The 12835-nt window shown below is 63.9% G+C and carries 10 protein-coding genes; 7 read left to right on the forward strand and 3 right to left on the reverse strand.

The window, feature by feature from the left end:
• Positions 1-321 precede the first annotated feature (321 nt).
• From GEV01_RS30155 to orn, 3 genes are all read right to left on the reverse strand, one after another.
• The gene (locus GEV01_RS30155) at positions 322-1302 is read right to left on the reverse strand and encodes a hypothetical protein (RefSeq protein WP_152810036.1); all 981 of its coding nucleotides are present in this window, start codon (positions 1300-1302) and stop codon (positions 322-324) included.
• A gap of 89 nt (positions 1303-1391) precedes the next feature.
• Positions 1392-2393 carry a DUF1176 domain-containing protein gene (locus tag GEV01_RS30160; protein WP_152810038.1) on the reverse strand — a complete coding sequence of 334 codons (1002 nt, stop codon included), beginning with the start codon at positions 2391-2393 and terminating at the stop codon, positions 1392-1394.
• 64 nt (positions 2394-2457) lie between these two features.
• Positions 2458-3054 (reverse strand): oligoribonuclease, encoded by a 597-nt coding sequence (gene orn, locus GEV01_RS30165; RefSeq protein WP_175023304.1) that lies wholly within the window; start codon positions 3052-3054, stop codon positions 2458-2460.
• A 53-nt stretch (positions 3055-3107) separates the two neighbouring features.
• Between orn and GEV01_RS30170 the strand changes: the two genes are divergently transcribed.
• From GEV01_RS30170 to GEV01_RS30200, 7 genes are all read left to right on the forward strand, one after another.
• The gene (locus GEV01_RS30170; protein WP_152810040.1) at positions 3108-4376 is read left to right on the forward strand and encodes a M48 family metallopeptidase; all 1269 of its coding nucleotides are present in this window, start codon (positions 3108-3110) and stop codon (positions 4374-4376) included.
• Positions 4373-4732 carry a 4a-hydroxytetrahydrobiopterin dehydratase gene (locus GEV01_RS30175; protein ID WP_152810042.1) on the forward strand — a complete coding sequence of 120 codons (360 nt, stop codon included), beginning with the start codon at positions 4373-4375 and terminating at the stop codon, positions 4730-4732. The genes GEV01_RS30170 and GEV01_RS30175 overlap by 4 nt, the downstream gene beginning before the upstream one ends.
• On the forward strand, positions 4729-5637 hold the full coding sequence (rsgA, locus tag GEV01_RS30180) for a ribosome small subunit-dependent GTPase A (RefSeq protein ID WP_152810044.1): 909 nt from the start codon (positions 4729-4731) through the stop codon (positions 5635-5637). The genes GEV01_RS30175 and rsgA overlap by 4 nt, the downstream gene beginning before the upstream one ends.
• Before the next feature lie 83 nt (positions 5638-5720).
• Positions 5721-8555: an ATP-binding protein gene (locus GEV01_RS30185; RefSeq protein WP_152810046.1), complete on the forward strand. Its 2835-nt coding sequence runs from the start codon at positions 5721-5723 to the stop codon at positions 8553-8555.
• A 138-nt stretch (positions 8556-8693) separates the two neighbouring features.
• Positions 8694-9632, forward strand: a complete 939-nt coding sequence (argF, locus tag GEV01_RS30190) for an ornithine carbamoyltransferase (RefSeq protein ID WP_152810048.1) — start codon at positions 8694-8696, stop codon at positions 9630-9632.
• A 24-nt stretch (positions 9633-9656) separates the two neighbouring features.
• Positions 9657-10889: an argininosuccinate synthase gene (locus GEV01_RS30195; RefSeq protein WP_070360216.1), complete on the forward strand. Its 1233-nt coding sequence runs from the start codon at positions 9657-9659 to the stop codon at positions 10887-10889.
• 113 nt (positions 10890-11002) lie between these two features.
• A complete protein-coding gene (locus GEV01_RS30200; RefSeq protein ID WP_152810050.1) occupies positions 11003-12817 on the forward strand; it encodes a methyl-accepting chemotaxis protein in 1815 nt (604 codons plus the stop codon).
• Positions 12818-12835 lie beyond the last annotated feature (18 nt).

Genomic DNA, 12835 nt, shown 5'->3' on the forward strand with positions numbered 1-12835 from the left:
ACCTTGAGCAGGCGTCTATTCCTCGTCTCGGCGACAAACCACAACGTCGGAGGATTTCGCCTGTGCGCCTCCCGATCGTCGATCAAAAACGCACCATCTCGATTCTCAAAACACTCGAAGACTTCTTGCCTCGCTACGCCATGTTTTAGCTTCAGCTTGGCGCCAACAGCGGACGGAATGAAAAGCGATACCCCACCCCTGTATATACAAATTTACGCCGAATAGCCCCGAGAATCAAAGAGTTCTTCGAGACCACCAAGCTTTTATCGTATATACAGCATTAGAATCAGATTTGAGCGCCCACAATAGTTCAACTGTTTCTTACTCGACCGCCAGCTCGTCCGGAACGTTGTAGGCAAAGGCTTTGCTGTCGAACATCAGCTTCCAGCTTTTCGCTTCCATCGTGGCGCCGTACTGGCTGCCTTTGACGCTGACCGTCAACGGACCGGGCAGCGGGCCGATGACGTCGGCGGTGCGATAGGTCCAGCGGCTGCGCTCGCAACGCAGCGGTTCGGTGTCATCCATCGTTTCCGCTTCGTGCAACTCCTGCTCGCTCGTGTGCTCCTGGGCGCCCATCGCTTCCACCGCCTTGCGCCAGGTCTCGTGGTCGGCGTTGGCCTGCACGCAGTCGGCCGGCTCGGCATCCACCGAGGCCTTGAAGCGCGCCAGCAAGGCGATCTCATCCCCATGCGGCGCCAGCATCACGTTGCTGACCATGACTTGTTCCGACACCGGCCGCGTGCCGTTCTGTACCTTCAGCACCCAGCCCCAGGTGCGCTCGGACAGGGCTTCAAAGCGCACCTTCTCCGGCGTCACCGCCACGTCGCTCTCGTAGCGGTACGGCGAGCTGACCTCGACCAGGCCGCCGCCGGGCTTGGTGTCGGCGCGGATCTGGAACACGCCGTAGAAGTTGCGGCCATCGCCCTTGAGCGAGACGCCGCTGACGGCGAAATACAGCTCGTCGCTGGCGCCCACCGCTTCGATCTTGGCCTGCTGGATCACCCGCACCACGAAGGGATCGTTGCTCTCGTCCACATACACCCAGCCCTTTTTCTCCGGCGAGTATTTGCCGTAGGTGCGTGTCATCGCCTCGTCGATGGAGGCGGTCTCGTCGATCTTGATCAGCTGCGGCTCGCTGTTGGCCTTGATGAACGCCGCCGCGATCAGGCCGATCAACAGCACGCCCAGCACCGCCAGCGTGTACAGCACATAACGCCCCCACTTGCGGCGCTTGGGCGGCGGCGGTGGCGGGCTCTGGATGGTAGGATTTTCGGCTAGGCCGGGTTCAAGAAGGTCGGACATGGAGATTCCCGCAAAAGGATGACAATTTAATATTTGCAGAATAATAATACCAAAAGGAAAAATTACGGCGCACTGCTGATCGCGCCCAGTCACTTCACTACCGTGGCCGTCCATTCGCGCAACATGAAGCCGCCAGGCATGCCGCGGCACAGATTGGACTCCGCCACGTCGACCAGCTGGAAGCCCTGCGCCGTCCACACCCAGTCCCAGGCTGCGCCGCAATCGAACACTCCGCGCCCTTTGGCATAGCTGTTCAACTTGCCGTTTTCGAACGATGCATTCATCAGATCGCCGCCTTCCATGCCCGGCAAGGTCACGCGCTTGGCGGCGTACGGCTGCTTGTCGGCGGCGATCCACACGTTGAACCACGACTGGTACGCGGCGCGCCCGCACTCCAGCAACAACAGCACTTTCCCGCCGGGCAGGCGGTAGGCGCTGGTGTCGGCCGATGCGCCCTCGGTCTTGAAGTCGACATCGCAGTCGCCGGCGGGGATGGTCTTGACGATCGCGGCCAGCAGCCGCTCATCGCCCTTTTGCGCCGGCGGCATCGCCAGCGCGCGCACGGTCGGCGCCGCCAACGGCGGCAGCACCGTACTGGCCGCACGCGTGCCGGGCTTGACCAGCGCCGTGGTCGTGCCCACCCTACCCTGCAGATCGTCCATCTTCAGCAGCGCCGCCTTCAGGCCGGCCAGCGACAGCAGCCAATGCCATTTGCCGTCCGACACCTTGGCCGTCTCCGCGTCCAGCAACTGCGGCATCAGGCGCGCGATCTGCTCCGTCGTCAGCGCGGTGTCGGCCTTCAGGCCGGCCAGCGTCAGCTTGCCTACCACGATGGTCAGCGGGCCGGCGTCCTTGTCGTCTTCGGTGACGACGCTCAGCTTGGCCTCCAGCGCGGCGCCGGCGCCGGCATCGCGACCCAGCCACAGCGCCACCGGCGCGCTGCCGGATTCGTCCGTCTGGTAGCCGACCGCCTCGCAGCGGCGCGTATTGTCGCAGGCGGCCTCCCAATCCTTGACGCCGAAACGCATCGCTTCGGCCGTGGACGCGCCGGCCAGCGCCAGCATCACCAGAACAAGTTTCAATTTTTTCATGACTTTTCCCGCAGACGAAAAAAAAACAGGTTCGAAGGGAACCTGTTTCGGCATGGCGCGCAGCTTACAGCTTGATGAAGTGCTCGCGGTAGTATTTCAGCTCGTCGATGGACTCGATGATGTCGGCCATCGCGGTGTGCTTCTGGTGTTTCTTGAAGCCGCCGACGATTTCCGGCTTCCAGCGCTTGCACAGCTCTTTCAGCGTGGAGACGTCGATATTCCGGTAGTGGAAGTAGGCTTCCAGCTTCGGCATGTAGCGCACCATGAAGCGGCGGTCCTGGCCGATGGTGTTGCCGCACATCGGCGCTTTACCCTTCGGTACCCATTGCTTCATGAACTTGATCAGTTCCTCTTCCGCCTCGGCTTCGGTCACGGTCGACGCCTTGACGCGGTCGATCAGGCCCGAGCGGCCGTGCGTGCCCTTGTTCCAGGCGTCCATCTTGTCCAGCGTTTCGTCGCTCTGGTGGATCGCGAACACCGGACCTTCGGCCAGCACGTTCAGGTGCATGTCGGTGATGACCACGGCAACTTCGATGATGCGGTCGGTGTCCGGCTCCAGGCCGGTCATTTCCATGTCGACCCACACCAGGTTGAATTCATTCTGGCGCGGGGTGACGGCCTCGGGTGCGGAACCTTCTGGCAATTCATTAGCTTGTGACATAATTCTCTCTTGGCTCAATTTATCCGAATCCGCCATTTTCTCACAGGCATAGAATGTATTCACTCGCGTTTTCGATTTTGTTTGTATCTTTCATCGTTTTGACGCTGATCGTGCGCTTCTGGCTGGCCTCGCGCCATATCCGCCATGTGCTGACGCACCGCAGCGCCGTGCCGGCCGAATTCGCCGAGAAAATCCCCCTGGCAGCCCACCAGAAGGCCGCCGACTACACCGTCGCCCGCACCAAATTCGGCCTGCTGACGCTGCTGGTCAACACCGTCGTGCTGGTCGGCTTCACGCTGCTGGGCGGCCTGCAATGGCTGTCGGTCGAGCTGTTCAAGCTGACCGGCCCCGGCATGGTCTACCAGCTGGCGCTGCTGGCGGCCTTCGCCGCCGTGTCCGGCGTGATCGACCTGCCGTTCGACTATTACAAGCAATTCGGCCTGGAGCAGCGCTTCGGCTTCAACAAGATGAGCCGCGGCCTGTTCTTTGCCGACATGGTCAAGGGCATGCTGCTGGGCGCGGCCATCGGCCTGCCGCTGGTGTGGGTCATGCTGACGCTGATGGAAAAATCCGGCAACCTGTGGTGGCTGTACGCCTGGCTGGTGTGGAGCGGCTTCCAGCTGCTGATGATGGTGCTGTTCCCGACCGTGATAGCGCCGCTGTTCAACAAGTTCACGCCGCTGGAAGACCAGTCGCTCAAGGCCCGCATCGAAGGCCTGATGAGCCGCGTCGGCTTCGCCTCCAAGGGCCTGTTCGTGATGGACGGTTCCAAGCGCAGCGCCCACGGCAACGCCTACTTCTCCGGCTTCGGCGCCAACAAGCGCATCGTGTTCTTCGACACCCTGCTGTCGCGCCTGCAACCGCAGGAGATCGAGGCGGTGCTGGCGCACGAGCTGGGCCACTTCAAGCTCAAGCACATCATCAAGCGCATCACGATGATGTTCGCGATTTCGCTGGCCTTCCTGGCGCTGCTGGGCTACCTGAAGAACCAGCTGTGGTTCTACACCGGCCTCGGCGTCGATCCGCTGCTGCTGCCGGGCCAGGGCAACGACGCCATGGTGCTGCTGCTGTTCATGCTGGTGCTGCCGGTGTTCACCTTCCTGTTCGGCCCGCTGACCTCGATCAGCTCGCGCAAGCACGAGTTCGAAGCGGATGCCTTCGCCGCCAAGCACACCGACGCCCGCGACCTGGTATCGGCGCTGGTCAAGATGTACGAGGATAACGCCTCGACCCTGACGCCGGACCCGCTGCACTCGGCCTTCTACGACTCGCACCCGCCGGCCAGCGTGCGCATCCGTCACCTGCACGCGGCGGCCGCATGATCTCCACCCACGCAGACCTGCTGGGCCACAACTGCCACCCGGCCAAGGACGCGCTCAGCGCCGACGAGGCCGCGCGCCTGGCGCTACTGCTGCCCGGCTGGTCGCTGGAAGATGGCAAACTGGTCCGCACCTTCAGCTTCAACAACTACTATCGCACCATGGCCTTCGTCAACGCGCTGGCCTACCTGAGCCACGCCGAAGACCATCACCCGGAAATGACCGTGACTTACAAAAACTGCATCGTCCGCTACGACACCCACTCGGTCAACAATGGCCAGGGCGGCCTGTCGATCAACGACTTCATCTGTGCGGCCAAGGCCGGCCTGCTGTTCCATTCGGCGGCGGTGAAGCAATGAGCAAAGCCGCCCAACTGACTGCCACCATCATCGCCGCCCACGGCCGCCACTACCTGGCCGAGGCGGACGGCGTCAAGCTGCAATGCGTCACGCGCGGCAAGAAGACCAACGTCGCCGTCGGCGACATCGTGCACATCACGCTGACCTCGCCCGACCAGGGCGTGATCGACAAGATCGCCGAACGCCAGACCCTGCTCTACCGCTCGGACCAGTACAAGTCCAAGCTGCTGGCGGCCAACCTGACGCAGCTGTTCATCGTGGTCGCCACCGAACCCGGCTTCGCCGACGACCTGGTGTCGCGCTCGCTGGTCGCGGCCGAGGCGGCCGGCATCACGGCCCGCCTGATCCTCAACAAGACCGACGTCACCGAATCGCTGGAGCGCACCCGCGAACGCCTGCAACCGTATGCCTCGCTGGGCTACCCGGTGCACGAGGTATCGGCCAAGGCGCGGCCGGACGAAGCCATGGAAGTGCTCAAGCCGCTGCTGGCCGGACAATCGTCTATCCTGATCGGCCAGTCCGGCATGGGCAAGTCCTCGCTGATCAACCTGCTGGTGCCGGACGCCGACATCGCCGTGCGCGAGATTTCCGCCGCGCTCGACACCGGCAAGCACACCACCACCTTCACCCGCCTGTACCAGTTGCCCGAGCTGGGCGCCGGTTCTTCGATCATCGACTCGCCCGGCTTCCAGGAGTTCGGCCTGTACCACCTGAGCGAAGGCATGCTGGAGCGCGCCTTCGTCGACTTCGAACCGTATCTGGGCCAGTGCAAGTTCTACAACTGCCGCCACCTGATCGAGCCGCAGTGCGCCATCCTGACCGCCGTGGCCGAAGGCAAGATTGCCAAAATGCGCCACACCTTGTACGGCCAGCTGTTGCATGAATCCTCACAAACCCTCTATTAAAAAAAACAATTCTTGTAGCACACGCACAACGTGCATTTGGGGACTATAATTCCTCAAGGCAATTATGCGGCCCGGGGACACCGATGGACATGTTTGCGGTCGACGACGAAGTAGCGCAATGGGAAACGGCCCTGCTGCCGTTGCGCGGACCTGCGCGCCTGCCGGTGCTGGTGCCGCTGGCCTGGCACCTGCGCCAGCGCGACACCGTGCGCGCCGTCGCCCTCGCCACCGAAGGCCGCCAGCTGCTGCCTGCCACCGCGCTGTCGCAGGACGACATGCGGCTGGTGTCCGCCCGCCTGCTCCTCGTGCAGGCCGAATCCACCTGGCTGTCCGGCCAGCTCGACGACGCCGCCGTCCTCGCCGAACAAGCCTACGACCAACTGTGCCAACTGGGCGACCACCAGGGCTGCGCCGACGCCCACTGGCTGCGCGCCTGGATCGCCATCGACCGCGGCGACCACGCCACCGGTGACAGCGAGCTCGAACTGATGGCCGCCGCCGCCCGCCGCGCCGGCGACGAGCAGCGCGCCGACATCGCCGAAGCGGCCATCGCCCGCTGGGCCGTGCTGCAAGACCTGCCCACCGCCGAACGCCGCTGGGGCCAGCGCTTCGCCGCCGACCACGCACCGCAGCATCCCGGCGTGGCGGCGTGGGTCTACGACTTCTTCGGCCTGGCGGCCAGCCAGCACAGCGACCACGGCACCGCCGCGCGCCACTACATCCATTGCTACGAAACGGCGCTGGAGACCGGCCAGGTGCGCGTGGCCGTCACCGCCGCCATCAACATCGGCCTCAATTTCACCATCCTCAACGACCACCACTCGGCGCTGGAGTGGATGCAAAGCGCGCTCGATCTGGCGCGGCCCACCGGCTGGCCGCGCAGCATCGGCGCCTGCCTGATGCACACCGCCGAGACCATGCGCCGCCTGGGCCGCCTCGACGCCACCCAGGAGCTGCTGCATGAAGCGCTGCAGATCATGGCGCCGCTGCCGGGCGCGCGCAGCTACGCGCACGCCCTGTCCTACCTGGGCGACCTGGCGCTCGACCAGGCCGACTACAGCGGCGCGCTGAACGCCTTCCACCGCATGCAGGTGCGCGCCGACGCGCTGCGCCAGTCCGACTTCCAGTCAATCGCGCGGCGCGGCCAGGCCCACGCGCTGTGCTTCCTCGACCGTCCGCAGGAAGCGCTGGAGATGGCCATGCGCGCGGTCGACCTGGCGGCCGAACAGGCCAACCGCTACAACCACGTGGCGGGGCTGCGCGTGCTGGCGGTGATCCACGAACGCCACACGCTGCCGCCGCCGCCCGGCATGACACAGCAAAACGCCACGCTGCACTATCTGCACCAGGCGCTGGAAGTGGCCTCCGCCATCGACGGCTACACCCTGCCCGGCGACCTGCACGACGCGCTGGGCCGCGAGCATGCGCGCATGGGCGACTACGCCAGCGCCTACGCATCGGCGCAAGCCGCCGCCGCCGCGCGCCAGAAGACCCACAGCCAGGAAGCCACCAACCGCGCCATCGCCATGCAGGTGCACCACCAGACCGAACACGCGCGCGCCGAAGGCTTCCACCACCGCGAGCTGGCGGCCTCCGAAGCGCGCCGCGCCGAAGTGCTGCAGCAGACCAGCGCCACGCTGGAGCGCCTGTCGGCCATCGGCCAGGAGATCACCACCCACCTCGATGCGGCCGCCGTGTTCCAGGTGCTGAACCGCCACGTCCAGGGCCTGCTGCCGGCCAACACCTTCGCCATCTACCTGTGCGATCCGGGCGGCGAAACGGTCAGCCGCGCCTTCGGCATCGAGAACGGCCACGCGCTGCCGACCAACACCATCGCCGTCGACAACCCGCGCGCCAACTCGGCGCGCTGCGTGCGCGAGCGGCGCGAGATCTATGTCGAAGAAGCGGGACCGGACGATATCTTCCTGTCGCCCGGCACGCAGCTGATGGTCAGCGCGCTGTACGTGCCGCTGGCCGTGGGCGATCGCGCGCTGGGCGTGATGACGGTGCAGGCCATGCACGCGCGCGCCTACGGCGAACGCGAACGGCTGATCTTCCGCACGCTGTGCGCGTACGGCGCCATCGCGCTGGACAACGCCGAAGCCTATCGCCAGTTGAAGGATGCGCAAACCCAGCTGGTGTCGCAGGAAAAGCTGGCGGCATTGGGCTCGCTGATGGCCGGCGTGGCGCACGAACTGAATACGCCGATCGGCAACAGCCTGCTGATCGCCAGCACGCTGATGCAAAAGACCGAGGAGCTGGAAACGCAGATCAACGGTCCCGGCCTGCGCCGCTCCGAACTGGCGAACTACATGGCCGACGCCCGCAAGGCGCACGAACTGGTGATGCGCGGCCTGACCAGCGCCGCCGACCTGGTGAACAGCTTCAAGCAGGTGGCGGTCGACCGCACCACCGAGCAGCGCCGCGAATTCAATCTGCAGCAGGTGTCGCACGAGGTGATCGCGACCATGATGAACCGCATCCGCGCCGCCAGCCACCGCATCGAAATCGACGTGCCGGAACTGATCTCGATGGACAGCTACCCCGGCCCCTTCGGCCAGGTGATCGCCAACTTCATCAACAACGCCCTGCTGCACGCCTTCGCGCGCGACCGCAGCGGCAGCATGTGGCTGCACGCGTCCACGCCGGCCGAGGGCCGGGTGCTGGTCAGCTTCCGCGACAACGGCGGCGGCATCGCGCCCGAGCACATGTCGCGCATCTTCGATCCCTTCTTCACCACCAAGCTCGGTCAGGGCGGCAGCGGGCTGGGACTGTCGATCAGCTACAACATTGTCACTTCACTACTGGGTGGCCAGATCAGCGTCCAGAGCACGCGCGACGGCACCACGTTCACCCTCGATCTCCCTCTGACGGCGCCGCAGCACCAGACCGCAGCGACCACGCAAATCTACACTTAGCTATCGCCGCGTCGCATTACCTGTATAGACAGGAGATTCTGCGGCAATCCGACACATTGGCCGAATTGCCTTTATAATTGTTCGGCTAAGCCGGCCAGGCACCTCGCCCCACGCCCCGCTCTCCTGTCAGTTGTTAATATGTCTATCCAAAAACCGATCAAGCACTACCTGCAGTTTTCCGACTTTACGTTAGACGAATACGAATACGTCATCGAACGCGCGCACCTGATCAAACGGAAATTCAAGAACTACGAGATCTACCACCCGCTGATCGACCGCACGCTGGTCATGGTGTTCGAGAAGAACTCGACCCGTACCCGCCTGTCGTTCGAAGCCGGCATGCACCAGCTGGGCGGCGCGGCGATCTACCTGAACACGCGCGACTCGCAACTGGGCCGCGGCGAACCGGTGGAAGACGCCGGCCAGGTCATGAGCCGCATGTGCGACATCATCATGGTCCGTACCTTCGGCCAGGACATCATCGAGCGTTTCGCCGCCAACTCGCGCGTGCCGGTGATTAATGGCCTGACCAACGAACACCATCCGTGCCAGGTGTTCGCCGACATCTTCACCTACTACGAGCACCGCGGCCCGATCACCGGCAAGACCGTGGCCTGGGTGGGCGACGCCAACAACATGCTGTACTCCTGGCTGCAGGCGGCCGAGGTATTCGGTTTCCACGTCAACGTGTCGACGCCGAAGGGCTACGACATGGACATGTCGCTGGTCTCGACCGACCGCTACACCTTCTTCGAGAACCCGTCCGACGCCTGCCAGGGCGCGCACCTGGTCAACACCGACGTCTGGACCAGCATGGGCTACGAAGAAGAAAACGCCGCCCGCCTGAAAGCCTTCGACGGCTGGATCGTCGACAGCGCCAAGATGTCGCGCGCCGCGCCGGACGCGCTGTTCATGCACTGCCTGCCCGCCCACCGTGGCGAGGAAGTCTCGGCGGAAGTCATCGACGGCCCGCAGTCGGTGGTCTGGGACGAGGCGGAAAACCGCCTGCACATCCAGAAGGCGCTGATCGAGTACCTGCTGATCGGCCGCGTGGACACCCAAGCAGCCAACACCTAACACTTCACACCAATTGGAACTAGCATGAGCGATATTAAAAAAGTAGTCCTCGCCTACTCGGGCGGCCTCGATACCTCCGTCATCCTCAAGTGGCTGCAAGATAACTACCAGTGCGAAATCGTCACCTTCACCGCCGACCTGGGTCAGGGCGAAGAGCTGGAACCGGCACGCGCCAAGGCGATCAAGTTCGGCATCAAGCCTGAGAACATCTACATCGACGACGTGCGCGAAGAATTCGTGCGCGACTTCGTCTTCCCTATGTTCCGCGCCAACACCGTGTACGAAGGCGAATACCTGCTGGGTACTTCGATCGCCCGTCCGCTGATCGCCAAGCGCCTGATCGAGATCGCCAACGAGACCGGCGCCGACGCCATCTCGCACGGCGCCACCGGCAAGGGCAACGACCAGGTGCGCTTCGAACTGGGCGCCTACGCGCTGAAGCCAGGCGTGAAGATCATCGCTCCATGGCGCGAATGGGATCTGCTGTCGCGCGAAAAACTGCTGAAGTACGCGGAAGACGCGGGCATCGAAATCGACATGAAGCACAAGAACGGCGGCGCACCGTACTCGATGGACGCCAACCTGCTGCACATCTCCTTCGAAGGCCGCCACCTGGAAAACCCGAGCGCCGAAGCCGAGGAATCGATGTGGCGCTGGAGCGTCAGCCCTGAGGCGGCGCCGGACCAGGCCGAGTACCTGGACATCGAATACGAAAAAGGCGACATCGTCGCCCTGAACGGCGTGCGCATGTCGCCGGCCACCGTGCTGACCGAGCTGAATCGCCTGGGCGGCAAGCATGGCATCGGCCGCCTGGACCTGGTGGAAAACCGCTACGTCGGCATGAAGTCGCGCGGCTGCTACGAAACCCCTGGCGGCGCCATCATGCTCAAGGCCCACCGCGCCATCGAATCGATCACGCTGGACCGCGAAGTGGCCCACCTGAAGGATGACCTGATGCCGCGCTACGCATCGATGATCTACAACGGCTACTGGTGGGCGCCGGAGCGCGTCGCGCTGCAAACCCTGATCGACCACACCCAGGCCACCGTGAACGGCTGGGTGCGCGTCAAGCTTTACAAGGGCAATGTGATCGTGGTGTCGCGCGATTCGAAGACCGACTCCCTGTTTGATATGAACATCGCCACCTTCGACGAAGACGGCGGCGCCTACAACCAGGCCGACGCCGGCGGCTTCATCAAACTGAACGCGCTGCGCATGCGCATCGCCGCCAACGCACGCCTGAAGCGCGGCCAATAAGCCACACACACGCCGTGACAGGGGCCGCTCGATGAGCGGCCCTTTTTTTTGTCCTCCATAAAACGCGGCAAGGTGATACATTGCTCTCACGACCAGCGCCCCATAGGTGAATCATGTTGAATAATCTGAGTATCAAGAAAAAACTCACGTTCGGATTTGGCGCCATCATCGCCATCATTCTGGTGCTGCTCACCATGTCGTACAATAATTTCAGCCAGCTGTCGGCCGCCAGCGGGTGGGATCGGCACACGCTGGAAGTACTGCTGGAGGCGAACAAGATCGAAACCGCCCTGCTGCAGATCCAGACCTCGACCCGTGGCTTCATGCTGACCGGCGAGGAAAGCACCACCAAACAGATTCCCGCCGAAGAGGAATCGGTGCACCGCCACCTGGCCGCCATCAAGACGCTGACCGTAGACAATCCCGCGCAGCAGGAGCGCCTCACGCGCCTGGGACCGATGATGGATAGCTGGATCAACGATGTGATCCACCCGCTGCTGGACAAGCGCCGGGAACTGAACAAGCATGTCGGCGTGACGCAGCAGGTAGCGACAGCGGCCGATGTACTCAACGGCGCCAAGACCATCTCGGAAGTACGCGCGCTGATACGGGAGATCAGCGACGAGGAAAGCCGCCTGCTGGCGCTGCGCTCCAAGCTGGCCGGCGATCTGCAGCAGAACATGTCGCTGATACTGATCCTCGGCGGCAGCCTGTGCGTGGTGCTGGCCATCGTCATCGGCTACCTGCTGATCAAGGCGCTGCTGGCTCCACTCAACAACCTGACGCACGCGGTGGGCCGCATCGCCGCCGGCGAACAGTCGGCGCGGGCGGCGGTGCTGTCGGGCGATGAACTGGGCCAGGTGACGACGGAATTCAACCGCATGGCGCAATCGATCCAGGACAGCCAGGCCAACGAGCAGGCCGCCACCAACCTGCTCAAGTCCAAGGTCGATTCCTTGCTGGGCGTGGTCTCCAAGGCCGCCGCCGGCGACCTGACCGGCAAGATCGAGGTCGCCGGCAGCGACGCCATCGGCCAGCTGGCGCATGGCCTGGACCGCATGTTCGAAAACCTGCGCGCCCTGCTCAACAACGTGCAGAAGGCCGGCATCCAGGTCACGACATCGGCCACCGAGATCGCCGCCTCGGCCAAGCAGCAGGAGGCCACCGGCATCGAGCAGGCGCAGACCAGCGTCGAGATCCTCAGCACCACCAAGGAAATCTCCGCCAACACCTCGCAGCTGCTCAAGACGATGGAGGACGCCACCGCCGTCGCCGACTACACCACCAACGCCACCGCCGACGCCCAGAACAACCTGCGCCGTATGGACAGCACCATGCAGCACATGGTCTCGGCCACCGATTCGATCAACGCCAAGCTGGCGGCGTTGTCGGAGAAGGCTTCCAACATCAACAGCGTTTTGATCACCATCACCAAGGTGGCCGACCAGACCAACATCCTCTCGCTCAACGCCGCCATTGAGGCCGAAAAGGCCGGCGAGGCGGGACGCGGCTTCTCGGTGGTCGCCACCGAAATCCGCCGCCTGGCCGACCAGACTTCCGTCTCCACCTGGGACATCGAGCAGATGCTCAAGGAGATGCAGTCGGCGGTGTCGGCCAGCGTGATGGGCATGGACAAATTCTCCGAAGAGATACGCCGCAGCGTCGGCGAGGTGCGCCAGGTGACGGACCAGCTGTCCGGCGTGATGGACCAGGTGCAGAAACTGGCGCCGCAGTTCGACGCCGTCTTGCAGGGCATGCAGTCGCAGGCGGTGGGCGCGCAGCAGATTTCGGAAACCATGATGCAGCTGAACGACGCCACCCAGCAGACCGTGGAATCGCTCAAGGCCACCAGCGAAGCGGTGCACCAGCTGCAGTACGCGGCGGGCGACCTGCAATCGAGCGTCGCCAACTTTGCCGTCACGGCTTGAGCATGGGACAATGCCGCA

Origin of the sequence: Rugamonas rivuli (assembly GCF_009380165.1) — a bacterium.
GTDB lineage: Bacteria > Pseudomonadota > Gammaproteobacteria > Burkholderiales > Burkholderiaceae_D > Rugamonas > Rugamonas rivuli.

Excerpts from the sequence above, each read along its gene's own strand:
- GEV01_RS30155 (WP_152810036.1), bottom strand. The coding sequence starts at position 1,302 with ATGTCCGACCTTCTTGAACCCGGCCTAGCCGAAAATCCTACCATCCAG.
- GEV01_RS30160 (WP_152810038.1), bottom strand. The coding sequence starts at position 2,393 with ATGAAAAAATTGAAACTTGTTCTGGTGATGCTGGCGCTGGCCGGCGCG.
- orn (WP_175023304.1), bottom strand. The coding sequence starts at position 3,054 with ATGTCACAAGCTAATGAATTGCCAGAAGGTTCCGCACCCGAGGCCGTC.
- GEV01_RS30170 (WP_152810040.1), top strand. The coding sequence starts at position 3,108 with ATGTATTCACTCGCGTTTTCGATTTTGTTTGTATCTTTCATCGTTTTG.
- GEV01_RS30175 (WP_152810042.1), top strand. The coding sequence starts at position 4,373 with ATGATCTCCACCCACGCAGACCTGCTGGGCCACAACTGCCACCCGGCC.
- rsgA (WP_152810044.1), top strand. The coding sequence starts at position 4,729 with ATGAGCAAAGCCGCCCAACTGACTGCCACCATCATCGCCGCCCACGGC.
- GEV01_RS30185 (WP_152810046.1), top strand. The coding sequence starts at position 5,721 with ATGGACATGTTTGCGGTCGACGACGAAGTAGCGCAATGGGAAACGGCC.
- argF (WP_152810048.1), top strand. The coding sequence starts at position 8,694 with ATGTCTATCCAAAAACCGATCAAGCACTACCTGCAGTTTTCCGACTTT.
- GEV01_RS30195 (WP_070360216.1), top strand. The coding sequence starts at position 9,657 with ATGAGCGATATTAAAAAAGTAGTCCTCGCCTACTCGGGCGGCCTCGAT.
- GEV01_RS30200 (WP_152810050.1), top strand. The coding sequence starts at position 11,003 with ATGTTGAATAATCTGAGTATCAAGAAAAAACTCACGTTCGGATTTGGC.